The organism is Sphingomonas lacunae, assembly GCF_012979535.1.
GTDB classification, from domain to species: domain Bacteria; phylum Pseudomonadota; class Alphaproteobacteria; order Sphingomonadales; family Sphingomonadaceae; genus Sphingopyxis; species Sphingopyxis lacunae.
This window is the reverse complement of the sequence record NZ_CP053015.1, coordinates 768,724-792,806: the sequence shown is the minus strand read 5'-3', so window position 1 is coordinate 792,806 and position 24,083 is coordinate 768,724. Positions and strand designations below refer to the sequence as shown.

The following is a 24,083-nucleotide window of genomic DNA, read 5'->3' as shown; positions in this document are numbered from 1 at the left end:
ATGGGCATGGAAATTACCGCTGCCGTCCTGCGCCAGAGTGGCGATCAACCGCGCCCCTATGCCGATCATCAGCCGCTTGAACTGGCGACGCTGACGCTGGATGATCCGAAGCCGGGCGAGCTGCTGGTGCGCATTGATGCCGCCGGCCTGTGCCATTCCGACCTTTCGGTGATCAATGGTGACCGTCCGCGCCCGATGCCGATGGCGATCGGCCATGAAGCGGCAGCGACCGTGCTCGCCACCGGGACAGCTGATGATCCGGCCTTCGCGCCCGGTGACCGGGTGGTCCTCGTCTTTCTGCCCGCATGTGGCGATTGCGTCGAATGCCGTTCGGGGCGGGGCTATCTCTGCCCGGTCGGTGCGGCTGCCAACGGTGCCGGGCAACTGATGGCGGGCGGCAGCCGTCTGTCCTGCTGTGGCGAACTGGTGCATCATCATCTCGGCGTCTCGGCCTTTGCCACCCATGCCGTGGTGGACCGCCGCTCGGCGGTGAAAATCGACAGCGACATTCCCTCTGAAACCGCTGCCCTTTTCGGCTGCGCTGTTCTCACCGGGGTCGGCGCGGTCATGAACACCGCGGCGGCCCGGCCGGGTGAATCACTGCTCGTCTATGGCCTTGGCGGCGTTGGCCTTGCGTCGGTGCTGGGGGCTGTCGCGGCGGGCTGCGTGCCGGTCACCGCGATCGATCCCTTTCCGGAAAAGCGCGCGCTCGCGCTCGAACTGGGCGCCGCCCGCGCTGTTTCCCCTGAGGAAGCGGCATCGCTAGACAAGGCGGACATCGTCATTGAAACCGTTGGCAAGGCGGCGGTGCTGGCAGAGGCCTATGGCATGGCCAAACGGGGCGGCAGGGTGGTGACGGTGGGCCTGCCCAATCCAGCCGAGCAACTCAACATCCCGGCACTGTCGCTGGTCGCCGACGGCAAGACTCTGATGGGCAGCTATATGGGCTCGTCAATCCCGAGCCGCGACATCCCGCGTTATCTCGCCCTGTGGCGGGCCGGTCGGCTGCCGGTCGAACGGCTGATGAGTTCACTTGGCCCGATGAGCGAGATCAACGCGCTGATGGACAAGCTCGCGGACGGCCGCGCTATCCGCCAGATTGTCGTGCCTTAGCGGGGCAGGCTCGCGAGATAGGCGATGGTCTCGGCTTCGCTGATGACATCGGCATATTTGGCATTCATGTCGAACAGGTTCGCCTCATGCGGACCAGGGTGGCGGTCGCCACAGGCATCGGCGACAACCGCCGTTCTGAAGCCGTGCGACATGGCATCGACACAGCTGGCACGAACGCATCCGCTCGTCGTCAGCCCTGTCAGCAACACACTGTCGCGTCCCATCGCGGTCAGTGTCGAAGCAAGCGAGGTGCCGAAAAAGGCGCTGGGATATTGTTTCGAAACGATAATCTCTTCGGGGCGCGGTTCGAGTCCGGCGGCAAAGGCGCCCATCGGATTGCCCCGCTGGAAATAGCGCAGCGGCAGGGCCTTTTCATAAAATCGTCCACCATCAACGCCGCCGGGATGATAGACGACATTGGTCAGGATCACCGGAACACCGGCGCCATGGGCAGCCTCCCGCACCCTGAGCGCGCTGGCGAGAGCGGCATCAACACCGGCAAACAGGTCGCAGTCCTCAGCAAAATATCCGTGACAGAAATCGATCAGGATCAGCGCCGGCCGCTCGCCAAAACCCACCTTGCCGCCATAGGCGCGGGCATAATTGGCCGCCAGGTCGTCGCTCATCCACTTTTCCTCTTGTCACTTCCGCTTTGGTTCAGCTGCCGCCTTCTGCTGTGCTGTTTCGAAGCGGTCAATCGCTTCCCGCCAATGGCTCAGGATCTGCGCCGTGTCATCCTATCCTATGAGCACATGCCATCCAATGGTTTCAGCCATTGGCGGCATGATCGGTCTAGGACAGCGACCGATACAGTGTCGCGGTGATTGGTCAGTTGGGACGGCGCATATAGGCGATAAGTGCGCGCCGGTCAGCAGGGTTGGCAATGCCGGCAAAGGCCATGGTGGTTCCGGGCACGACCGCCTGCGGCCGCTGCAGCCAGCGATCCAGCGTTGCCTCGTCCCAGCGGATGTTCGCATTGCGCATGGCTGACGAATAATTGAATCCAGCAACGCTCGCCGCCCTTCGTCCGACGATGCCTTGCAGGTGCGGACCAATCTTGGCTTGGTTGGTTGGCGCAATGGCATGACAAGCGGCACAGCGAATATAGAGGCGTCGCCCTTGGGCGATCTCGGCCGCTGCACTGCTTGCTGGTGCACGCGGAGCTGTTTGGCCGGTTGCAACAACCGCGACCCCCAACAGCGATGCCGAAAGAATCAAAGACTGGATGCGCATGTCGCCCCTTTCATGGTCTGCTTCAGGCACCCTATCGGCCCCCTGAGCACACGGCATCATGCCGGACGGCTCCTGACCGCTATGTGAATATTCGCGCTGCCACAATGAACGCCCTGTCTATCGATAGGGGTGGTGGGCGATGACAGGCTCGAACTGCCGACATCCTCGGTGTAAACGAGGCGCTCTACCAACTGAGCTAATCGCCCGTCGCCTGACCGGTTGCATCCAGCGCCGGTCCCGCGTGGGCCTCCCCATTGCCCAAGCGGGATGCCATTTGCAAGCGGCTTTGCGTCACACGTCGGCGGCGATGCGGTGGAAATAGCGGTGCATCGCCTGTGTGGCCTCATCTGAAAGGGCAACAAAGATGCGCCGCCCATCGTGCGGATCTTCGCGACGTTCGAACAGACCGGATTCAGTCAGGGTCTTGATCCAGCGCAGGGCGGTCGTCGCAGGGACGGCAGCCGCAATGCACAGGCTCGAAACCGAAACCCTCAGGCGCTCAAGCCTGGCGGCATAGAGGTCCAGCATCATGTCCCATGCCGGGTCAGCGAAAATATCAGGCCCGAAATAGTCATCCCTCATCCGGCGATGGCGGATGTGGGTACGCACTTGGGCTGCGCTGACCGGCGCCACAGCCGATCCGTCACTTTCCCCCCGGAAGCCACGGCCCGGCGCGTGCATATGATCCTCTATGAAAGGACTGGCCGGGGTGCGGGATCCGTCCGGCATGCTGGCGATCCGGGCGCCATCGTCGATGTTGAGCCGGGCGAGCATCCGGGCGATACGCTGCACTTCTTCCTGTAACCGTTCGAGTTGCCGGTCCCGCGCTTCAATCACCGGGCTGTTCAACCGTGCCTCGCTGGCCCTTGCGCCTTGGGCAAGGGCTGCCAGACAATCGCCCTCATCGGGTTCGAGCAATATGGTGACCCCGGTCGTATCGCCCAGAAGAGCCCACACCGGGTCAATCGAAGCCCGGCTGACCTCGATCACCAGATTAAGCGCCTCTTCGCCAATCCTGTCCCGCAAACAAACCAGTGATGCTGTCCCCGGGTCGTCTGCCAGATGTACCCATATCAACTTGTGCGTGACGATCCCGTTGTTGATCAGCCGTTCCAGCGCAACGGGTTCGGCAACTATGCCCAGTGCTGCCGCTGCCCGGTCAAGCAACGGTGGGAGGGCTTCACCATGACCAAACCAGCCCAGTCGGGGCGTTGCTGGAGCCGCGCTCCAACCGGTTTGGGAAGAAGGGGCGGCACCCCACGGTTCAACTGGAGGAGAACTCATCGACCTGTCCCTTTGGTAGCGAATTCCCGAGGCGTTCAGGGTTAGGTCCCGTTTCGGTGCGAAGCAAAGCGATTCGCCTCCGCATAACATCCATTTTGGAGAGAAGTTTTGATGCGAAAGCGGAACAACAGCTGAAACAGCAGCTTGCGCATTATGGCCCAAGGCCGAAGTGGACGAATGTCGCCCCAAAACGGCGACGCGCCGGAGCGACTTTTGTGTCGGTTGAAGCGCGATTGACTGCGACGGTTCAGCCCAGCGGATCCCCGCCCGCATGGTCCATCAGGATCGCCCATTCGTGAGCGGTCACCGGTGAAACCGAAAGCCGCGATTGGCGCCGCATCGCCATGTCGTACAGCCGGTCATCGCCCTTGATGACGCTCAGCGGGATGGACTGCTTTAGCCGGGCCAGCGGTTTTACCTTTACTGCCACCCATCGGGTTCCCTCGGGTTCAGTCGGGTCGGGAAAAGCTGGGGCGCTGATGGTGATGATACCAACAGCTTCCTTGCCGATGTTACTGTGATAGAAAAGCGCAGTATCGCCCACCGCCATCGCCTTCAGATGGCCGGCAGCGGCATGGTTGCGAACGCCGTCCCAGGTGCCCTCGCCTTCGGCGATCAGGTCGTCCCAGCCATAGACATCGGGTTCGGATTTCATCAGCCAGTGGGCCATGCTTGCTCCTTGCTTGGTTGGGTGTGGTGGCTGGTCAGCCCGGCCAGTGGTCAATCACGTAAAAGACGCCATTCCCGGCAATCGCACCCTGCGTACCCATGGTGGCACGACCGCCATTTGGCCAGGTGGCGACCAACTGGTCCCCTTCGCGTGAAAAGCTGATGCTTGCTCCGCCGATCGTCGCAATCTGGGCAGTGCCGCCACCCTCCTCGATCAATGTGCGGATTTCCTCGGCGCGCAGGGCTCGCGCGATGATCAGATTTCGCAGGTGCTGTGTCAGCGCAGGGCGGTTGGCGCTGTCAAACAGCGCGGCCTCCGCTTCCGGACCGATCTGCTGAAAGGCATTGTCGCGCGGAGCCAGCAAGGTCAGCGGTTCGCTCGCCGCCAGCCTCGGCGCAACACCTGTTGCAGCCAAAGCCCTGCGCAACTTTGTGAATTCCGCCAGACGCCGCAACGCCGCCGCCACTGTGGGCTGTTCCACCTGACCTGTAATGCGTGACACGCCTTGGGTGCCGGTTGGGGTGGTGGCCTGTTCCGTCTCGTCACAGCCGGTCAGCGCCACCATCAGGGCAAGACTGGCGGCCATCACAACTTTGCGCCTGATCAATGTCAGTCCGGCCATGTCCTGCCTCTTTGCCTCCCACGCCTTTGGCGCTATCGCAGACCTCATAAAAGCGGCCTGACCCACCGGTCGCCTTCACAGGAAAAATCGCATGACTGCAAGTGTTCCCGTCGTGTCGATGGCCGGTGCGGCCAGCGACCCCGCCAGTTTCGCCAAGGCCTTTGGTGATTGCTTTGCCCGATACGGCTTTGCCATGGTGTCCGAGCACGGTATCGACCAAGGTCTGATTGACCGTTCGTGGGCCATGAGCCGCGCCTTTTTTGATCTGCCGGAAGCTGTTAAGCGCCAATATCAGGTCGCGGGCATCTCCGGTGCCCGGGGTTACACTCCGTTCGGCACAGAAATTGCCAAGGGTGCGCAGCATGTCGATCTCAAGGAGTTCTGGCATGTCGGCCGCGACCTGCCTGCCGGGCATCCGCTGGCCGTGCAACAGCCCAACAATGTCTGGCCTGAAGAACCCGCCGATTTCCGTGAGACCTTTGAAACCATGTTTGCCGAGCTCGACCGGGTCGGAGGCATTCTTCTTTCGGCGCTCGCCCGCTGGCTCGAACTGGCGCCGGACTGGTTTGATGACACGATCCGTGATGGCAACAGTGTGTTGCGCCTGCTTCATTATCCGCCGGTGGAGGGCAGTCCCGACGGCATCCGTGCCGAAGCGCATGAGGATATCAACACCATCACCCTGCTGCTCGGTGCAGAGGAAGCCGGCCTCGAAATCCTTGAACCCGATGGCAGCTGGCTACCCGCCGCCCCACCGCCCGGCGCGCTCAGCGTCAATGTGGGGGACATGCTGCAACGGCTGACCAACCATCGCCTGCCGTCGACGACGCATCGAGTCCGCAACCCGGTGGGGGACCGCGCCGCCGTGTCGCGCTATTCGATGCCCTTCTTCCTCCACTTCCGCTCGGATTTCCTGATCGAAACCCTGCCGTCCTGCATCGATGCCGATCACCCCAATCGCTACCCCGAACCGATCACGGCCGACGACTATCTCCAGGAACGCCTGCGCGAGATCGGCCTCAAGAAATAGGCGGGTCGCGTCTCACCCAAGGGCAGAGGGCAACTGACCTGCCAATACTGGCAGCCTTTGGGTTCGCCAGTTGCAAAAGGCGGTTGCCCACAGGATAGTCCCTTCTGACGGAATCGAAAATCCAAGGGGAAGAGAGCCATGTTCAAGACACGCCTGACCGACATGTTCGGGGTCGAAACGCCGATCTGTATGGGCGGCATGACGGGTGTCGGCTATGGCGAACTGGTCGCCGCCGTCGCCAATGCCGGCGCGCTCGGTTTCATCACCGCGCACATGTTTCCCTCGGGCGATGCCCTGCTCGAAGAAATCGAGAAGACCAAGGCGCTGACTGACAAGCCGTTCGGCGTCAACCTCACCCTGCTGCCGTCTATCAATCCCATCCCCTATGATGATTACCGCGAGGCCATCATCGAGTCGGGAGTCAAGATCGTCGAAACCGCCGGCCGCGCGCCAACCGATCATCTTCCGCGTTTCAAGGAAAATGGCGTCAAGGTCATCCACAAATGCACGTCGGTCCGGCATGCCGTTTCCGCGGTCAACAAGGGCGTTGATGTCATCAGCATCGACGGCTTTGAATGTGCCGGTCACCCCGGAGAGGATGATGTCGGCCTCGTCGTGCTGCTCCCCGCCACCGTCGATGCGCTGCCCGGCACGCCGATCATCGCTTCGGGTGGCATGGCTGATGGCCGCAGCCTTGTCGCCGCGCTGGCGCTCGGTGCCGATGGCGTCAACATGGGCACGCGCTTCTGCGCCACGGTCGAGGCCAAGATTCACCAGAATGTGAAGCAGGCGATTGTTGACAATAATGAACTCGACACCGTTCTTGTCGGTCGTACCCTGCGCAATACCGCGCGCGTGGCCAAGAACGCCGTCTCGGTGGCCGTGGCCGAAATCCAGCGCGATCCGACTAAGACCTTTGACGATGTGAAGGCGTTGATGGCGGGCCAGCGCGGCCGCGACAATGTGCTGCGCGATGGCGATATTGACGGTGGCATCTGGACGACGGGTCAGAGCCAGGCGCTGATCCACGATATCCCCACTTGTGCAGACCTTGTCCGCAACATCATGGACCAGGCCGAAGCGGTGCGCTCGAAACTGGCGGGCTGAGCCCTCACCCTCTCCCGCTAGCGGGAGAGGGTGAACCCCGCTGACACGTCACAAATAGGCGAAGTCCCTGTCATAGCCGGTCAGGCTGGCGCCGCCGTCGACAAAGATTGTCTGGCCGGTCACATTGCCTGCACCGGCCAACCAGGCGACGGCGTCGGCGATCTCGTCCGGTGTGGCCAATGAACCCAGCGGCATCAGCGCCGCCATCCGCTCCATCCGGCCATCCTCATAGGTGTCGGTGGGCAGCGTCAATCCGGGAGCGACGCCGTTGACGCGGACATGCGGCGCGGCGGCGCGGGCGAGGGTGCGGGTCGCCTGCCACAAGCCCTGTTTGGCGATCGAATAGGCAATCTGGTCGGGTACCGGGTTGATCACGCGTTGGTCGAGGATATTGACCGCCGCACCCCTGGTGCCCGCTGCCTGGTGATGCGCCGCCAACCGTTGCACCAAAAGCACCGGGGCGGTCAGGTTGAGTGCCAGTGCGCTGTCCATGGCGGCCCGGTCGAGGCTGTCGATGGTGCTGTCGGCAAACAAGGCGGCATTGTTGACCAAAAGGTCCGGCGTGCGACCAAAATGCTGGACCACAGTGTCAAACAGTTGTTCTGCCTCGCCCGCACGGCTCAGGTCGGCACGGAACTGTTGATGCGCCACGCCCGTTGTGGCCAGCGCCTCGACGAGTGAAGGCTCGGGCGGATTGTCGCTGCGGCAATGCAGCGCCAGCGCATAACCGCCTTTCGCCAAGCGCGCTGCAATTGCCGCGCCCAGACGGTGCAGCCCGCCGGTTACCAGCGCCAGAGGAAGGGGATTGCTCATCAGATGACACCGCTGCGTCGATGACGCTTCATGGTAATGCCGATACGCTCATTGGCTTCGGCAATCGCCAGCTTGACGATGCGGATGGTGACCGCGGTCACCTTGTCGTCCTGCAGGAATATCGTGTCGGCGATATGGTCCGCCACCGCTTCGATCAGGGTGAAATGGATGTCCTTGGGGATGCCATCGGTAGCCGCGAACTTCAGGTCCATATAGCTTTTTGACGCGCTCAACGCAGTGTCCGGCTCATAATGGTGGCGCACCGCCAGCTCGGCAATGACGCTGATCCTCAGCGGCTGCGGCAAGTGGGTTTCTTCGGAATAGACACCGGTCAGCACATCGACCTCAAGGTCATGCACTTCAAGGATCAGGCTGTCGGCGTTCTGGGGCACTGGGAGGGACCTTAATGAGGGATCAGTTTTTTGCATCAAGGGGGATGGCAGACGTCGACAATCGGCGCTGCGCCCCCTAAGGGCGCTCCCCTTAAAGGAGCAACCCGCGCTGGTCGAGATCAAACCCCTTTCCACTGCGTCACAGCCTGCGATCGAGGCGCTGCTCGATGCCGCCTTTGGCCCGGACCGCTTTGGCCGGACGGCCTACCGCTTGCGCGCGGGCACCTTTGCCTTGCCGGACCTGTCCTTCGCTGCCTTTGATCAGGGTCGCCTCGTCGGGACGCTGCAAAGCTGGCCCGTCGCGCTTGAACAGGCTGATGGAATGCGATCCTCCTTGGTCATGGTTGGCCCTGTGGCGGTCGAACCGGATGTGCAGCGCGGCGGCATTGGCCGGGCGATGATGGATGCGCTGGTGGCGGCGGCGGACGCCGGTGCGGACGCCGCGCTGATGATGATTGGCGATCCTGAATATTATGGCCGCTTCTGGGGCTTTACCGCTGATGCGACGGGCGGCTGGGACCTGCCGGGGCCGTTCGAGCGCCGCCGTCTGCTGGCGCGGTCCGCCCACCGTCATGATCCGCCAGCCATAAACGGACATGTGGTTCCCGATCCCGCCCGCAACCCTGACTGACAGGCATTATGGCCGCTTGAGATCCCGCGGCTGGACGCGATCTCCGCTTGCACCATCACGTCGCCTGCCTAGGGTGCTGTCATGCCTTTGACCAATCCGCCGCCTGATTTTGCCGCCACCTCGCTCGCCGCACTTGCTGAATGGGCGCAGGGCGACCGGTTGCCGCCGGTAGCCGACTGGCACCCGGCGCGCGAAGGTGTGATCGACATCGTCATCAGGGCTGACGGCCGCTGGTTCCACGAAGGCGGCGAAATCACCCGCCCGGCGATGGTGCGTTTGTTCAGCCGGATACTGCGGCGTGAAGAGGATGGCCGCCATGTGCTTGTCACACCGGCCGAAAAGCTGACCATAGGGGTGGAGGACGCAGCCTTTCTTGCGGTGGAAATGAAATGTGAGGATAGCGCGCTGGGCCAGACACTCGCCTTTCGCCTCAACACGGGAGATGTGGTCATCGCTGGGCCTGATCACCCCCTGGTGTTGCGGGCAGGGCCGGCCGGCTTGTTGCCCTATCTCCAGGTACGCACAGCCGGTGCTGGCGTGTTGGAGGCACGGCTCGCCCGGCCGGTCTATTATGACCTTGCCCTGTTGGCCGACGAAGCGGGCAGGGTCGCCAGCGGCGGGGTAAGTTTTGCCGTAGGCGAGATGGGGGATGAGGCCGCATGAACAGTATCGCGACCGTTCCGCTTGAACAGCGCATTGCCGCCCGGCTGGAGGCTGGCAGCGTGGATTTCGTCCTGCATGATGGCGATGCGGAGTGGCAGACGTTGGCTGCCGGCACGCCCATGGCGGATGCCGGGGTGCTCTGCGCCTTTGTCGACCGCCCGCAGCCGACCGTGCTGCTCACCCGCCGCCCCAGCCATATGCGCAAGCACAGCGGTCAGGTCGCCTTTCCGGGCGGCCGCCAAGACCCGGAGGATGAAGATATCATCGCCACCGCGCTGCGTGAGGCGCGCGAGGAAGTGGGCTTGCACTCTCACCATGTCAGCATAATCGGCACTGTCCCTTTTTATCGCACGGTCACCAATTACCGGGTAACTCCGGTGTTGGCTGTGATCCCGCCGGATCTTGAACTGGTGCCGCAACCCAGCGAGGTGGCTCGCATATTTGAGGTGCGCTGCGATCATCTGTTCGATCCCGCCATGCAAAGACAGCAATTTGTCGAATGGCAGGGTGGCACGCGCCATTATTGGGAAGTCCATGCCGATGGAGAACGCATCTGGGGCGCAACCGCCGGGATGCTGCGCAACATTGGCGCGCTGCTCGGTCTCGATGCCGATCCTTGCGCACTCAATTGCGACGCCGGGGCAATGCCATGATGCACTTGCCCGATGCGCCCTGGCGCCATGAACCGTCACTGCTACGGTTGCTCGATGCTCTGGCCGGATCACAAGAGATGGTGCGCGCGGTCGGTGGAGCAGTGCGCGACACGCTGTCTGGTCTGCCGGTATCCGATGTGGACCTCGCAACCCGTTGGCTGCCACAGCAAGTGGTTGAACGGCTCGAAGCGGCTGGCATAAAGGCGGTGCCGACCGGTATTGCCCATGGCACCATCACCGCCGTTGCCGATGGCAAGGTCTATGAAGTCACCACATTGCGCCGCGATGTATCGACCGATGGCCGCCACGCCACCGTCGCTTTCACCGACGATTGGGCAGAGGATGCGGCCCGGCGGGATTTCACCATCAATGCCCTTTATGCCAATCCCCTGACTGGAGAGGTTTATGATCCGACCGGCGGTCTCGCCGATCTGGCGGCCCATCGCGTTCGCTTTATCGGTGATGCCGGACTGCGGATTGATGAAGATCATCTTCGCATCCTGCGCTGGTTCCGTTTCCTCGCCCGCTTTGGCGATGGCATACCAGATGCCGACACGCTCGCGTTGGTGTCCGGCCGCGCGCGCCAACTGCGCAGCCTGTCACGCGAACGCATCGCCGATGAACTGATGCGGATGCTTGCGCTGTCAGAACCGGCGGCAACGGTCCGGCTGATGATCGACGCCGGCATCATGGCCGAAGTGGCGCCAGAGGTCGCGGCCGATGCGCCAGACTGTCTCGCCCGGCTGGTCGCGCGGGAAGCGGCGCAGGGTCTTCCCGCCGATCCGGCGCTGCGCCTGATCGCCCTGCTGCCGGCTGATCCGGCGGTGGCTGACCTTGTGGCTGCCCGCCTCAAACTGTCGAACCGGCTGCGCAAGCGCATCGCCGTGGCCCGCGGCGGTAGGCTGAATGGCGATGTTCGTGTGCTGGCCTATCGCATCGGTGTTGAGGGGGCCCGTGACCGCTGGCTGCTATCCCGGTCGGATGAGGCCACAGTTGCCGGCGCGGTCACTGCCCTTGACGGTTGGGTACCGCCCAAATTGCCAATCAGCGGCGGAGACATTGTCGCACTGGGCGTCAAGGCTGGTCCCGACGTCGCCCGCATTCTGCGGATGGTTGAGGATCAATGGCTGGTCGAAGGGTGCCCGGAACGGAATCGCGCGCTGGAAATGATCGCCGATCGACTGCCGCGGGTCTGAACCCATGGACATCAACTGGCCAATAGCTGTCATTGCCTTTGGCGGGGCGATCGCTTTCATCTGGTGGGATCAGGTGCGACCCTGGTGGCGGGACCGTCGGACCTCCTTGCACGCAAAACAAGCTTTTGCCCAATGGCTTGCGGAACAGCCACCGGTCATTGAACCCGACGAGCTGCAGGTGGAGCGGCTAAAGGCTGCTTTGCCTGGTCTTGCCCTGCCTGCCTTGCGGCTGACACCTGCTCTCGATGCGGCCATAGAGGCTGGCGGCACCCGGATTGGTGGACCTGTCTGGCTGGCTGACGATGCGGTTTGGCCGGTGGGCAAGGATGGGCGGGCACTCGAATTTGTTGCCCAACTCGATTTCGCGGGAATGCCGCCGCTGGAGGACTATCCCTCTGACGGTTTGTTGCAACTGTTCATTGGCCGTGATGATCTTCACGGTGTCAACTTCGATGCGCCCTTGGAAGCGAATATCCGTTTGATCTGGCACCCTGATGGGCCTGTGGGCGGACGGCTGGTACCGCCGCCGCGCTTGCCGCGATATGGTGACCCCGATGATGATGGTTATACTTCGTCCCCCTTTACCGGCCGCGAACGCGAACAGGGCGTTCCGCTTCGCGCCAAATCAGTTGCGATGATGCCGCAACCGCTGACGTGTGCTCGGGAGGGGCTGCTGCGCGACTTGGGCATCGACGTCCGCGCCGATGCGGTCGATGCCTTGGCCGAAGATTTATGGAACGCTCATCTTGGCAGCGCGCATTACGTTGGCGGGTACCCGCTGTTTACCCAGACAGATTATCGGTGTGACCTTTGGACGTCAGGCGCGATTGCCTCCGCTTCTCCTTATCGCGACTTCGACCGCGTGTTGTTCCAGCTGACGTCCGGCAATGGCCTGCAATGGGGCGATATGGGAGAGGCGAACCTCATGATCCGCCATGCCGACCTGCTCGCTTGCCGGTTTGACCAGGTCATTTGGTGGTGGGACTGTAGCTGACTGCTGCAGACGCTTGCCCGGTCAACGCCCCTGACTGCGCTGCCAGGCGTCGAACGCCGCATCGGGGTCGAGCGGCCGGCTGAACAGAAAGCCCTGCCCGACATCGCATCCGATCGCGGCGACCTGTTGTGCCACCGTTTCCGTCTCGATGCCCTCAGCCGTTGTCCTCAGTCCCAATGCTTCGGCAAGCCGCTGGATGGTCCGGACGATGGCCAGGCTGTCGGCGCTGGTGTCGATGCCCGCGACTAGGCTGCGGTCAATTTTAAGTGTGTGGATCGGCAGCCGTTGCAGGCTGGCGATGTTCGAATATCCGGTGCCGAAATCGTCCATCGCAATACGCACGTCGAGGTCGGTCAATGCGCGCAAAATGGCATCCGCCGTGTCGGGGTTGCGCACGACACTGCTTTCCGTGACTTCGATGATCAAACGCCGGCCATCGATCTGATGCCGTTCCAGTGCGTGCTGAACCACGGTGATGATGTCGTCACGGGCCAACTGGATGGGCGAGACGTTGACCGATATGCCAACCGGCATGGGCTTGCCCAGCCGCTCGTCCCAACGGGCGAGCGTTGCCGCAGCCTTGTCGATAACCAGCCGCCCCAGCGGCAGGATCAAACCAGAGTCTTCGGCAATGGGTACAAATTCGCCGGGAGAAATGGGTTCACCTTCGTGCGTCCAGCGGGCCAGTGCCTCAAACCCGATCACCCTTCTGTTCTTCATGTCGACCAGCGGCTGAAAGGCCAGGCCAATGTCGTCATGGTCTATCGCTTGCCGCAGGGCATGTTCGCGATCGAACCTTTTGTGCAGGCGTGCCAGCGCTACCGGCTCGTAAAAGGCAACGCCTTCGCCCCGTTTTGCCTGCTTGAGCGCAATTTGCGCATGGCGGATCAGTTCGGGGGCGTCGGGCTCTTCATCAGGTGCCGGCGGGCTCAATGCGGCGATACCGCCAACCGCGCAATCGACGTTGATCAACAGTTCGCCAATGCGGAACGGATCGCGGAACACGGCTCGCATCCGGTCAGCCAGGGTGCGGGCGCCATCTTCTGCAGGACGGGTCTGGCTCAAAATGGCAAATTCGTCACTGCCAATCCTCGCCAGCACGTCGCTGCCGCGCGTTTGCTGCCTCAACCGGCGCGCCACGGTAATCAGCAACTCGTCGCCTGCCAGGGCGCCAATACTCTCGTTGATCCGGCTGAATCGGGCCAGATCGACTATAAGCAGGGTGAGCGTTTGCCCCGGAGGCGGCGCATGGCGCAGTCGTGCTTCCAGCACGTCGCCAAAGCCGCTGCGGTTGGGCAATCCGGTCAGGCTGTCAGACAAAAGCTCGCGACGCAAATTCGCCTCACTGCGGATCAGCGTGGTGTGGTCGACGAGTGACAGAAGCGCGAGCGGTTCAGCGTCTTCGCCATTCAACGGAGAAATCGTCGCCTCATAAACCCGGCCGGAAAATCCACCCTGTTCCCACGTCAGCGTCGATCCTGGCAAGGAACCGCTCAAAACATTGCGGCAAGCCCGCGTCAGAGCGGTTTCTACCGGCTCATTGTCCGGCCAACTGCCCATGGCGCGCAGGAAAATCATGTTGCTTGTGCTGATCTGTATCGCATTGCCATTGAGGCTGATCAGGGCACAGGCATGCGGCAGCGCCTCCAGCCAGCTGGCTTGCGGCAACCGGCTTTCCCAGAGGGCGGTCGACGTATCGACGGAAGGGGGCGCGTGTGGGTTCACCAGATGAATCTGGACCCGATTCATGAATGAAGGGTAACTTTCACAACGGATACGGACCCGTCAATGTCCCTGTTTCAGCCAGTTCGTGTGCCAAAACGATTGTCGCGGGGGAAACCGGTCGGCGCCATGCGCCCGCCTGCGCCTCGTGCTGTCCTCCACAATGTCAGGTCCGTTTCCGTCCGCGTACGACCGCTATCGCCACCCATCGTCCAGCTCAGCCCGTCGGCCAGTGCCAGGGTGGTCGCATCAGCCAGGCCACCGTCGCGGAAACGTTGCAGCATCACGCCCTGTCCCCGGCTCATTTCGGGCAGGTCGGCCAGCGGAAAGACAACCATCTTGCGGTTGTCGCCGACGGCGGCGACATGGTCATCACCGTCGCGGACCACTTTGGCAACGACCAGCTGGTTGCCAGCCCTGATATTGACCACCTGTTTGCCCTTGCGGGTTTCGGCGATCAACTCGTTGCCCGGCACAATGAAGCCATGGCCCGATGAGGAGGCAACCAGCAGCTTGCCGACCATATTGCCGGCCAGCATCGCAATGATTGTGCCCTCACCCTCTATGTCCGCCATCAGCCGCACGGGTTCGCCAAATCCGCGTCCGCCCGGCAGCCGGTCCGCCGCCAGCGTGTAGAACCGGCCATTGGTGCCGGCCAGGACAATGCGGTCGGTCGTCTGGGCATGGAGGGCAAAGGCCAGCTCGTCGCCCTCCTTGAAGGTCAACTTGGCCTTGGCTGCCTCGTCGATATGGCCCTTCATGGCGCGTATCCAGCCGCGCTTGGAAAGGATGACGGTCACCGGTTCCTTTTCGACCATGGCTTCGAGAGGAATGTCGCGCGCCGGGGCGGCTTCGGCGATGGTTGTGCGGCGTCGACCAAGCGCGGTCTCCGGGCCGTAGACGGCCCGCAGTGCCGTCAGGTCGCGCTTCATCCGGCTGCGTTGTCGGGCCGGGCTTTCGAGCAGCTGGACCAGCCCCTCGCGTTCCTTTTCAAGCGCGTCGCGCTCGCGGATGAGTTCCATTTCCTCGAGTTTGCGCAAACTGCGCAACCGCATGTTGAGGATGGCCTCGGCCTGTCGGTCGGTGAGCTCGAACTCGGCCATCATCACCGGTTTGGGCTCATCTTCAGTGCGGATGATCTCGATGATGCGGTCGAGGTTCAGATAAGCGATGATGTAGCCGCCAACGAGTTCCAGCCGTTCATCAATCCGGTCAAGCCGATGCTGGCTGCGGCGGACGAGAATGGTGAATTGGTGACGCAGCCAGTTTTCCAGCAATTCCTTGAGGCCCATCACCCGCGGTGTGCGTTCGGCATCAAGCACGTTGAGGTTGAGCGACAGGCGGCTTTCCAGATCCGTCAGCCGGTAAAGGCTTTCCTTGAGCACATCCGGATCGACATTGCGGCTGCGTGGAACCAGCACAATGCGGACATCCTCCGCAGACTCGTCCCGCACATCCTCCAGGATCGGCAGTTTCTTGTCGGCGATCAGCTGGGCAATCTGTTCGATCAGCTTGCCCTTGGTAATGCCATAGGGGATTTCGGTGACCACCAGTTGCCAGCTGCCCGGTCCCTCACCCTTTTCCGGTGTCTCCGAGAAACGGGCGCGTACCCGGAAGGAACCGCGGCCGGTGGCATAAGCCGCCATGATGCTGTCAGGACTGTCAACGATCAGGCCGCCTGTGGGCAGGTCCGGCCCGTGAAACATCTGCATCAGTTCCGTCAGCTCGGCGTCCGGCTTGTCAATCAGCAGCATCGCGGCATCGATTACCTCGGCGGCATTGTGCGACGGAATGTTGGTCGCCATGCCCACGGCAATGCCGCTCGCACCATTGGCCAGCAGATTGGGGAAAAGGCCCGGCATGATCTCGGGCTCATGGTCTTCGCCATTATAGGTAGGCCGGAAATCGACCGTTCCTTCATCAAGGCCGGCCATCAGGTCAATGGCCACGCGGGTCAGCTTTGCTTCGGTATAACGATAGGCGGCTGCATTATCGCCGTCGATATTCCCGAAATTCCCCTGACCATCGACCAGCGGGTAACGCAGCGAGAAATCCTGGGCGAGGCGGACCATGGCGTCATAGACGGCGGTATCGCCATGAGGATGATATTTGCCGATGACATCGCCGACAACGCGGGCGGATTTCTTGTGGGCCTGTCCTGGATCCAGTTTCAGCCCGCGCATCGCCCACAACAGGCGGCGGTGGACCGGCTTCAATCCATCCCGCAGGTCCGGCAGGGATCGCGCCGTAATCGTCGACAGGGCATAGACCAGATATCGGTCCGACAAGGCACCATCAAATGGTGTGTCGATAATCGGGGCGGCGGGTGCACTGCTGCTGTCGGTCGGGGTCTTGGCCATCACCATACCGATAGCAGGGTGGATTCCACCGTGCAAAGGGGCGATTGAAGCGCCCGCGTTTCAGGCGTTTGGCATCGATGATGTTGCGGAAATCCGACAGACTGGCGGATTTCTGCGGCTGCACTGGACCTTTTTGCACCGCAACAACAGCATTGACGTTGGTTTGCGGTCGGCAGCAGACGCTGCCGTTGCAGGAATCCAGCGGGGAGAATGTCCATGAATGGCCTGAACGGCCATTTCCTGCCCCATAGCAGTTTCTCGCCGTTCGGCTTCAACGGCTGGTTCGTTCACGGACGCGCCTCGCTCAGCTTCTGAGGCTGACAGGCTATAAAGACCATTGCAAAGGGGCGGCCAGCCATGGCCTCCCCTTCTTTCTGTGAGCTGCCCGCATATGCGCTGGCGTGGCTATTCAAGGGACTGGCGCGGCGCGTGAAATTGCTTACGATACCGGCAAGACGCCCTTATCGCAGGAGCGTCAGTTTTCGGGGGAGTGGCGCATGGCCGTAGAGGCCGACGATGCACCAGCGTTGGTAAGTGACGTTCAGCCAGGACCGGTTTCCCGGTTGGTCAAGGACCTGTTGCTATGGCTCTATCGCCGGCGCGGCTGGCGGGCCGAGGGGGAGGTGCCGGAACCCCGGCGCTTTGTCATCATCGCCGCGCCGCACACGTCGAATTGGGACTTTCTCTACTATCTCGGCCTGACGCAGGAGCTTGGGCTCGACACGCGCTTCATGGCCAAGACCTCGCTGTTCCGCTGGCCGCTGGGCGGCTTCATGCGAGCCATGGGCGGCATCGCGGTCGATCGCTCGTCCAGCCACAATTATGTCCAGGCCATGGTTGACGAGTTTGCCCGCCGCAAGGAATTCATCCTGACCATCGCGCCAGAGGGCACGCGTGGCCGGACACGCCGCTGGAAAACCGGTTTTTACCAGATTGCCCTTGCGGCCAAGGTGCCACTGGTCGTTGGCATGATGGATTATGGTCGCAAGATGGGCGGGCTGGGCCCGGTCATCTGGCCCACCGGCGATTTTCGCGCGGATATGGAAAAGGTGTTGGCCATCTACAAAAGCTGCGTTCCCCGCCATCCTGAATTGGCGGTCACCGGGATCGGCCAGATTACAGGAGAGGACGAATGATTGACCTGATCGCGCTCGGGGGCGGGCTTGTCATCAATCTGGTAGTGGCGATGGTCGCCATGATGCTGCTCTGGCTGGTTGCGGTACGCATCCGTGATGTCAGCTTCATTGATGCTGTCTGGGCCTATGGCATGGTTGGCCTCGCCTGGTTCAGCGTCCTGCGTGCGGGCGGGCCCGCCGGACTTGGCCCTCATGGCGTCGCGCTGGTTGCGCTGACAACATTGTGGGGCCTGCGCCTTGGCACGCACCTTATCCTGCGTTGGCGGCGTCTGGGCCGGGATCCCCGCTATGACCGCATTCTCGGGGGCGCGATGGAGCGCAATGGCTGGTCTTTCGCCACCGCCGCTCTGATCATGGTCTTCCTGATGCAGGGACCACTGCTCTGGTTCGTCAGCATGCCGGCACAGGCGGGCATTCTCGAACGACCGATGGAACCGCTGGCCTGGCTTGGCTGGCTCGGCGTTGTTTTGGCGCTGGCCGGGATACTGTTCGAAACAGTCGGCGACGCGCAATTGGAGGCTTTCCGCAAGGACCCGGCCAACGCCGGACAGGTGATGGACCGTGGCTTGTGGCGTTATACCCGGCACCCCAACTATTTCGGCGACGCCTTGTGCTGGTGGGGGATTTATCTGGTGGCGGCAGATAGCGGCATTGCCGCATGGACCATCCTCTCGCCGATCTTCCTTACCTGGACGCTGATGAAATGGTCAGGCGCGGCGCTGCTGGAACGCGGTCTCAAAAAGACCCGGCCGGGCTATGAAGCCTATATCCGCCGCACTTCGGGTTTTTTCCCGCTGCCGCCCAAACAGGATTGAGGATCGGGAACCAAGGGCCTTTGACCGGAGTCAATGTTGCTGGACGTGCACCTGTCTAGGCGGGAGCATCCAGCATTGACTCCGGAGAAATTGCGTGACGGGCACCCAAGCCGAAACCGAGTCCAGGCCCCCCTTGCCCTATCACCGCATCGGCGGGGCAGAGGTCATCCGCCGCATGGTCGATCATTTCTATGACCTGATGGATGGCGATCCAGCCTATGCCCGTCTGCGGGCGATCCATGCCGCCGATTTGTCGCCAATGCGGGACTCGCTGGCCGGCTTTCTCAACGGCTGGATGGGTGGCCCGCGTGACTGGTTCGGCAGCGGCAAATGCGTGATGAGCGCGCACTCGCCCTTCCAGATTGACGGTGAACTGCGCGATCAATGGCTTTCGGCGATGCGGCAAGCAATGGACCGGGTCGCCATGGACGATGATCTTCGGCAGACGCTCGACGAGGGTTTTGCCCGTGTCGCGGCAGCCATGGTCAGAGCCTGAACCGCTGCGGCATCACTGGCTGTAGATGCGTCCGCTCTGTGCCAACCGCTGCCGGTTGGTATTGCCGGGGACAGCGATGTGCTGTGCCGGGTCATATACCCGGCCGACGGCTGCGCTGCCTGGCTCCACCCAGATTTCCGTGCGTGTCCGTGAGTACCCCGACGGGATGTAGCGAATCCAGTAACCGTCCGGATGCGCGCTCCAGCGACCCGATGGCGTGTCGATGCTGCCCTCGCCGCGCTCGACCGCGCCACTCAGAACGGCAACACGCTCCATATCGGCATAGCTTCCCGCGCCAGTGGTCAGCATTCCGCGCAGATCGCTCTCTGCACGCAATACACTCTGCACCGGTCCGGGCAGGCGGACCAGACCTTGAAGCTGGTTGGCGGTCAGCGTGGCCAGTGCATTGCGGTTCATCGCCGTGAATTGCTGGGGCGACATCAACCGGCCGGCTGCAGCGCGGATGTCCGGCCGCAACTGATCGAGGCGGGCACGGGCGACGATGGCCCAGAGCAGCTGCTGCACCTGATGTTGTGGAATGTCCGGATTGGCGACGCTGTTGCGCAATATGGTGGTGACAACCTCCTGCCGGCTACCCAACACCGGAGCGTAAAGATAGCCATCGCCGCCGCCCGGTCCGTGGGTTCCCGCATGCAGGCAATAGCTCTGCCCATCAAAGACATAATAGCCGGCAGCCAGCGTAAAGCCGCCCTCGGGCGTGCGCGGCAGACGCTCCAGCGGCATGGCGCGACCCGGCGGTGTGAACCCGTCACGCGAAGGATCCGCCCAGCGTGCATCACGGATGCTGGTGGAAACCGGAGGCGTTCCGCGTGTCAGGCTGCCCAGCCCACCCGCCGCCTGTCCCAGTGCGCGGCCCAAATCCCCCAGCTGTGCCTGGGTAGCGGGAACAAGGGTGAAGGATGCAACGGCGAGCGCTACGGTCGTTAGAACACGGAATTTCATGATCGAAGCCTCCCCATGGACTTGCTGCACGGCTACCGCACCGCAAGCCGGCAATCAATCACCAGTGTCAGGATTGCGCGGCTATCGCGGCAGCGCCAGCGCTTCGCTCACACTGACAATGCGATGGTGCTGCCGTTGCAAACCGGCCAGCACCAGGGGCAGAGCGGAACGTGACCCGCCTACTGGAAACAGAGCGCCTTGGTGGAGCGCTCCATTGCGAATGCAGCGTTGGCCAACATGAGACCAAGCGCGGCCCACACCAGAAAAGCTTTCCATCCCGCGCCACTTCCCGGCGCGGTCCGTATCAACGTGTCTCGCTCTCTGTCTTCTTCTTGCTGCCCTTGGGCTTGCCGGCCTTTGGCGGGGCCGGGGTGATTTCGAATGACAATTCCTTGCCGTCCTCACCGTCCTTCAGCTTGACCTTGACCTCGCCGCCATGGACCAGCTTGCCGAACAAAAGTTCCTCGGCGAGCGGCTGCTTGACCTTTTCCTGGATCAGGCGACCCATAGGCCGGGCACCATACAGCTTGTCATACCCCTTTTCGGTCAGCCAGTTGCGCGCAGCTTCGTCCAGTTGGATATGGACGTTGCGGTCCGCCAGCTGCAATTCGAGCTGCAGGATGAACTTGTCGACCACGCGGGCGACCACTTCGGGGGGCAGGTAGCCGAACGGCACGATGGCATCGAGCCGGTTGCGGAATTCTGGGGTGAAGAGCTTCTTCACCGCATCTTCCTGCACGTCCTCGCGGGTGATGGTGCCAAAGCCGATGCTTTCGCGGGCCATGTCCGACGCGCCAGCATTGGTGGTCATTATCAACACGACATTGCGGAAATCGACAGTCTTGCCGTGGTGGTCGGTCAGACGGCCATTATCCATCACCTGCAGCAGGATGTTGAACAGGTCCGGGTGCGCCTTTTCCACTTCATCGAGCAACAGGACGCAGTGCGGGTTCTGATCAATGGCATCGGTCAACAGCCCGCCCTGATCATAACCGACATAGCCCGGGGGGGCGCCGATAAGGCGGCTGACCGAGTGGCGCTCCATATATTCGGACATGTCGAACCGCTGCATCGGAATGCCGAGCAGATGCGCCAATTGCTTGGCGACCTCGGTCTTGCCGACGCCCGTCGGGCCGCTGAACAGATAATTGCCGATCGGCTTTTCGGGATCGCGCAGCCCGGCACGGGACAGCTTGATCGCACTGGACAGCACCTGGATCGCCTTGTCCTGGCCAAAAACGACCCGCTTCAGGTCGGTCTCGAGTGTTTCGAGCACGCGCTTGTCGTCGCTCGACACAGTCTTCGGCGGGATGCGCGCCATGGTGGCAATCACCGCCTCGATTTCCTTGGGGGTTATCAGCTTGCGCCGCTTGTTTGGCGGCACAAGCATCTGCATGGCGCCGACCTCGTCGATCACGTCGATCGCCTTGTCGGGCAGTTTGCGGTCGTTGATGTAGCGGGCTGACAGCTCGACCGCGGCCTTGATGGCGTCGGGCGAATATTTGACGCTGTGGTGGCTTTCAAAAGCGCTGCGCAGGCCGGTCAGGATCTTGATCGTGTCCTCGACACTGGGCTCGGTCACGTCGATCTTCTGGAACCGGCGCAGCAGGGCGCGGTCCTTCTCGAAGTGGTTGCGGAATTCCTTGTAGGTGGTCGATCCGATGCAACGGATCTGCCCGCCCGACAGCGCGGGCTTGAGCAGGTTGGACGCATCCATCGCGCCACCGCTGGTCGCCCCGGCGCCGATCACCGTGTGGATTTCGTCAATGAACAGGATGGCGTGGGGCAGGGCTTCCAGTTCGGATACCACCTGCTTCAGCCGTTCCTCAAAGTCGCCGCGATAACGGGTGCCGGCGAGCAGCGCGCCCATGTCGAGCGAATAGATGACCGCGGGCAGCAACACCTCGGGCACATCGCCCTCGACGATCTTGCGCGCCAGACCCTCGGCAATCGCCGTCTTTCCGACGCCGGGGTCACCGACATAGAGCGGGTTGTTCTTGGACCGGCGGCACAGGATCTGGATCGTCCTGTCCACCTCGGCACTGCGGCCGATCAACGGATCAACCCGGCCTTCCTTGGCCTTTTCATTCAGATCGACCGTGTATTGGGCTAGCGCCGATTCCTTCTTGTTCTTGTCGGCCTTTGCATCAGTTTTGGCGTCTTCCCCGCGTGGCTCCGACGGGCCGCTCGCCGCCGGACGACCACCCTTGCCGACTCCGTGGCTCAGGAAGGATACGGCATCGAGCCTGCTCATATCCTGTTGTTGCAGGAAATAGACGGCATAGCTTTCGCGCTCGGAAAACAGGGCGACCAGCACATTGGCGCCAGTCACCTCATCCTTGCCAGACGACTGGACGTGCAGGATCGCGCGCTGGATTACCCGTTGGAACCCGCTGGTTGGCGTCGGGTCGCCAGGTTCGCTGGTTTTCAGCGAATCCAGTTCCGTATCGAGATAATGGGTCACCGTGCCGCGCAGATCGGACAGGTTGACGCCGCACGCGGTCATCACTTCGGATGCGTGCTGGTCGTCGATCAGGGCGAGCAGCAAATGCTCCAGCGCTGCATATTCATGGCTGCGTTCCCCGGCAAAGCGCAGGGCGTTGTGCAGGGTCTTCTCAAGACTTTCCGCAAAAGACGGCATGCCGGTCACTCCATCGCCGGCGGGCCAATCCGGATTGTCGCCCCCCGCCCGCCGGACCATCCGGCATCACGGTGCAAAACACATGTGTTTCCCTGTCCCGCTCTCAATGTCGGGCCTTGTCTGATGATTGGCAAGGGGGCAGGTCAGGGCTTTTTTGCTGGCGTCGCCAGTCTTCCCTTCTCCGTCCCACCGCCATCAGGCCGGGATCAGCGTTTGAATAGGGCTTCGGCACTTGATTTATGGTTAACGGCAAATTCACGCCTTGCCTTGGTCCGGGCGATCTCCGCTTCCAGCGCGGCCACGCGGGCATCCAGTTCGTCAACCGACAAACGGTCAATATCTTCCCGCGCCACCAGCGTCAGTGGCGCATCAGGGCGAAAGGCGGAAAGGTCATCATCCATGGTGCGATGTTGACCGCGAGGGGTGCTGCCTGTCAATAAGCGACACACAGCCTGCCAAAAGAAGCAGGCCTTATCCTGTGCCGGGCAATCGGCATATCACCAACAGGGGGACCAGACCTTGATCCTTACCAATGCTCTTCCCGTAACGATGCGTGCGATTGACTGCTCCAAGCCGGGCGGACCAGAGGCTCTTCGGCCTGTCGACGTCCCCTTGCCGGCGCCGGGCGAAGGGGAGGTGCTGATCCGCGTGGCCGCCGCCGGGGTGAATCGGCCCGACGTCCTGCAGCGGCTTGGCTTTTATGCGCCGCCCGAAGGTGCTTCGCCTTATCCCGGGCTGGAGGTCGCCGGGGAAATTGTCGCCGTTGGCGGAGACTCCGCCCGTGAACTGCTGGGGCAAAAGGTCTGTGCCCTGATTCCTGGCGGAGGCTATGCCGAATATGCCGTGGCGCCAGTCCTTACCTGTCTGCCGGTTCCGCCCCTGCTGAGCCTGCGTGAAGCGGCAGCGATGCCGGAAACCCTGTTTACCGTCTGGACCAATTTGTTTGAACGCGCCTATGCGACCGAGGGCGATACGGTGCTCGTCCACGGCGGCACCAGCGGCATTGGCACCATGGCCATTGCCCTGTGCCGCCTGTTCGGCGTCTCGATCATCGTCACCTGCGGCAATGCCGACAAATGCAATGCCGCGCTGGACCTCGGTGCTACCCATGCCATCGATTACAGCCGTCAGGATTATGTCGCCGAAGTGCTCAAGATTACCGATGGCAAGGGCGTCCAAGCCGTGCTCGATATGGTCGGGGGTGATTATGTGCCGCGCAATCTGGCGTGCCTGACCGAAGAAGGGCGCCATGTGTCGATCGCCTTCCAGCGCGGTGCAACCGCCACCGTCAACGTCATGGAGGTTATGCGCAAGCGGCTGACGCTCACCGGTTCGACGCTGCGGCCCCGTTCAAATGCCTTCAAGGGGCTGGTTGCAGACGAACTCCATCGCACCGTTTGGCCCCATGTTGCCGAAGGGCGGCTCCGGCCGGTGATGGACAAGAGCTTCCCGCTTGATCAGGCAAGCGAGGCGCACCGCCGCATGGAAAATGGCACCCATGTCGGGAAGATCGTGCTGACGATAGACTGACCAGCGAGGCTGGCGTCCG

Annotated in this window: 24 protein-coding genes and 1 tRNA gene; 12 read left to right on the top strand and 13 right to left on the bottom strand. The window is 62.3% G+C overall.

Annotated features, from left to right (window positions below; genetic code table 11):
* Positions 1 to 6 precede the first annotated feature (6 nt).
* Positions 7 to 1,113, top strand: coding sequence for a zinc-binding dehydrogenase (locus GV829_RS03675; RefSeq protein WP_169943908.1), 1,107 nt, complete (start codon positions 7 to 9; stop codon positions 1,111 to 1,113).
* Here the strand turns inward: GV829_RS03675 and GV829_RS03670 are convergent.
* From GV829_RS03670 to GV829_RS03645, 6 genes are all read right to left on the bottom strand, one after another.
* Positions 1,110 to 1,739: an isochorismatase family protein gene (locus tag GV829_RS03670; RefSeq protein WP_169943906.1), complete on the bottom strand. Its 630-nt coding sequence runs from the start codon at positions 1,737 to 1,739 to the stop codon at positions 1,110 to 1,112. The genes GV829_RS03675 and GV829_RS03670 overlap by 4 nt on opposite strands.
* Positions 1,740 to 1,941: 202 nt before the next feature.
* On the bottom strand, positions 1,942 to 2,346 hold the full coding sequence (locus tag GV829_RS03665; RefSeq protein WP_212612148.1) for a c-type cytochrome: 405 nt from the start codon (positions 2,344 to 2,346) through the stop codon (positions 1,942 to 1,944).
* 130 nt (positions 2,347 to 2,476) lie between these two features.
* Positions 2,477 to 2,552, bottom strand: a tRNA-Val gene (locus GV829_RS03660).
* Between the two features lie 85 nt (positions 2,553 to 2,637).
* Positions 2,638 to 3,630 (bottom strand): winged helix DNA-binding protein, encoded by a 993-nt coding sequence (locus tag GV829_RS14285; protein ID WP_246203008.1) that lies wholly within the window; start codon positions 3,628 to 3,630, stop codon positions 2,638 to 2,640.
* A gap of 247 nt (positions 3,631 to 3,877) precedes the next feature.
* Positions 3,878 to 4,300 carry an EVE domain-containing protein gene (locus GV829_RS03650; RefSeq protein WP_169943904.1) on the bottom strand — a complete coding sequence of 141 codons (423 nt, stop codon included), beginning with the start codon at positions 4,298 to 4,300 and terminating at the stop codon, positions 3,878 to 3,880.
* A gap of 34 nt (positions 4,301 to 4,334) precedes the next feature.
* Positions 4,335 to 4,922, bottom strand: a complete 588-nt coding sequence (locus GV829_RS03645; RefSeq protein WP_169943902.1) for a fasciclin domain-containing protein — start codon at positions 4,920 to 4,922, stop codon at positions 4,335 to 4,337.
* A gap of 91 nt (positions 4,923 to 5,013) precedes the next feature.
* On the opposite strand from GV829_RS03645, the gene GV829_RS03640 reads away from it, so the two are divergent.
* The gene (locus GV829_RS03640) at positions 5,014 to 5,952 is read left to right on the top strand and encodes an isopenicillin N synthase family dioxygenase (protein WP_169943899.1); all 939 of its coding nucleotides are present in this window, start codon (positions 5,014 to 5,016) and stop codon (positions 5,950 to 5,952) included.
* Positions 5,953 to 6,090: 138 nt separating this feature from the next.
* Entirely contained in the window at positions 6,091 to 7,059 is a 969-nt protein-coding gene (locus tag GV829_RS03635) for an NAD(P)H-dependent flavin oxidoreductase (protein ID WP_169943897.1), read from the top strand.
* 48 nt (positions 7,060 to 7,107) lie between these two features.
* Here GV829_RS03635 and GV829_RS03630 read toward each other — a convergent pair whose 3' ends face one another.
* The gene (locus GV829_RS03630) at positions 7,108 to 7,872 is read right to left on the bottom strand and encodes an SDR family oxidoreductase (RefSeq protein WP_169943894.1); all 765 of its coding nucleotides are present in this window, start codon (positions 7,870 to 7,872) and stop codon (positions 7,108 to 7,110) included.
* A complete protein-coding gene (locus GV829_RS03625; protein ID WP_169943890.1) occupies positions 7,872 to 8,300 on the bottom strand; it encodes a dihydroneopterin aldolase in 429 nt (142 codons plus the stop codon). Before GV829_RS03625 ends, GV829_RS03630 begins: the two co-directional genes overlap by 1 nt.
* A gap of 73 nt (positions 8,301 to 8,373) precedes the next feature.
* Here GV829_RS03625 and GV829_RS03620 point away from each other — a divergent pair, with 73 nt between their 5' ends.
* The 5 genes from GV829_RS03620 (at position 8,374) to GV829_RS03600 (ending at position 12,401) form a co-directional block, all read left to right on the top strand.
* Positions 8,374 to 8,895, top strand: a complete 522-nt coding sequence (locus tag GV829_RS03620) for a GNAT family N-acetyltransferase (protein WP_169947916.1) — start codon at positions 8,374 to 8,376, stop codon at positions 8,893 to 8,895.
* 81 nt (positions 8,896 to 8,976) lie between these two features.
* Entirely contained in the window at positions 8,977 to 9,558 is a 582-nt protein-coding gene (locus GV829_RS03615) for a DUF1285 domain-containing protein (RefSeq protein WP_169943886.1), read from the top strand.
* Positions 9,555 to 10,211, top strand: coding sequence for a CoA pyrophosphatase (locus GV829_RS03610; protein WP_169943883.1), 657 nt, complete (start codon positions 9,555 to 9,557; stop codon positions 10,209 to 10,211). The genes GV829_RS03615 and GV829_RS03610 overlap by 4 nt, the downstream gene beginning before the upstream one ends.
* Positions 10,208 to 11,407: a CCA tRNA nucleotidyltransferase gene (locus GV829_RS03605; RefSeq protein WP_169943880.1), complete on the top strand. Its 1,200-nt coding sequence runs from the start codon at positions 10,208 to 10,210 to the stop codon at positions 11,405 to 11,407. Before GV829_RS03610 ends, GV829_RS03605 begins: the two co-directional genes overlap by 4 nt.
* A gap of 4 nt (positions 11,408 to 11,411) precedes the next feature.
* Positions 11,412 to 12,401, top strand: a complete 990-nt coding sequence (locus tag GV829_RS03600; protein WP_169943877.1) for a YwqG family protein — start codon at positions 11,412 to 11,414, stop codon at positions 12,399 to 12,401.
* A gap of 21 nt (positions 12,402 to 12,422) precedes the next feature.
* Here GV829_RS03600 and GV829_RS03595 read toward each other — a convergent pair whose 3' ends face one another.
* On the bottom strand, positions 12,423 to 14,126 hold the full coding sequence (locus GV829_RS03595; protein WP_169943874.1) for a putative bifunctional diguanylate cyclase/phosphodiesterase: 1,704 nt from the start codon (positions 14,124 to 14,126) through the stop codon (positions 12,423 to 12,425).
* Positions 14,127 to 14,200: 74 nt separating this feature from the next.
* Complete coding sequence (gene parC / locus GV829_RS03590) at positions 14,201 to 16,483, bottom strand: DNA topoisomerase IV subunit A (protein WP_169943870.1); 2,283 nt, start codon at positions 16,481 to 16,483, stop codon at positions 14,201 to 14,203.
* A gap of 401 nt (positions 16,484 to 16,884) precedes the next feature.
* Here parC and GV829_RS03585 point away from each other — a divergent pair, with 401 nt between their 5' ends.
* The 3 genes from GV829_RS03585 (at position 16,885) to GV829_RS03575 (ending at position 18,930) form a co-directional block, all read left to right on the top strand.
* Positions 16,885 to 17,619: a lysophospholipid acyltransferase family protein gene (locus GV829_RS03585; RefSeq protein WP_246203007.1), complete on the top strand. Its 735-nt coding sequence runs from the start codon at positions 16,885 to 16,887 to the stop codon at positions 17,617 to 17,619.
* A complete protein-coding gene (locus GV829_RS03580; RefSeq protein ID WP_169943868.1) occupies positions 17,616 to 18,434 on the top strand; it encodes a DUF1295 domain-containing protein in 819 nt (272 codons plus the stop codon). The genes GV829_RS03585 and GV829_RS03580 overlap by 4 nt, the downstream gene beginning before the upstream one ends.
* Before the next feature lie 94 nt (positions 18,435 to 18,528).
* Positions 18,529 to 18,930 (top strand): group II truncated hemoglobin, encoded by a 402-nt coding sequence (locus GV829_RS03575; protein ID WP_281356169.1) that lies wholly within the window; start codon positions 18,529 to 18,531, stop codon positions 18,928 to 18,930.
* Between the two features lie 12 nt (positions 18,931 to 18,942).
* Here GV829_RS03575 and GV829_RS03570 read toward each other — a convergent pair whose 3' ends face one another.
* The 3 genes from GV829_RS03570 to GV829_RS03560 all read right to left on the bottom strand — a co-directional run bounded on the left by GV829_RS03570 (position 18,943) and on the right by GV829_RS03560 (position 22,935).
* Positions 18,943 to 19,893 carry a hypothetical protein gene (locus GV829_RS03570; protein ID WP_169943866.1) on the bottom strand — a complete coding sequence of 317 codons (951 nt, stop codon included), beginning with the start codon at positions 19,891 to 19,893 and terminating at the stop codon, positions 18,943 to 18,945.
* 304 nt (positions 19,894 to 20,197) lie between these two features.
* On the bottom strand, positions 20,198 to 22,534 hold the full coding sequence (clpA, locus tag GV829_RS03565; protein WP_169943864.1) for an ATP-dependent Clp protease ATP-binding subunit ClpA: 2,337 nt from the start codon (positions 22,532 to 22,534) through the stop codon (positions 20,198 to 20,200).
* A gap of 206 nt (positions 22,535 to 22,740) precedes the next feature.
* Positions 22,741 to 22,935 carry a DUF1192 domain-containing protein gene (locus GV829_RS03560; RefSeq protein ID WP_169943862.1) on the bottom strand — a complete coding sequence of 65 codons (195 nt, stop codon included), beginning with the start codon at positions 22,933 to 22,935 and terminating at the stop codon, positions 22,741 to 22,743.
* A 148-nt stretch (positions 22,936 to 23,083) separates the two neighbouring features.
* On the opposite strand from GV829_RS03560, the gene GV829_RS03555 reads away from it, so the two are divergent.
* Entirely contained in the window at positions 23,084 to 24,064 is a 981-nt protein-coding gene (locus GV829_RS03555; protein ID WP_169943860.1) for an NAD(P)H-quinone oxidoreductase, read from the top strand.
* The last annotated feature ends 19 nt before the right edge of the window (positions 24,065 to 24,083 follow it).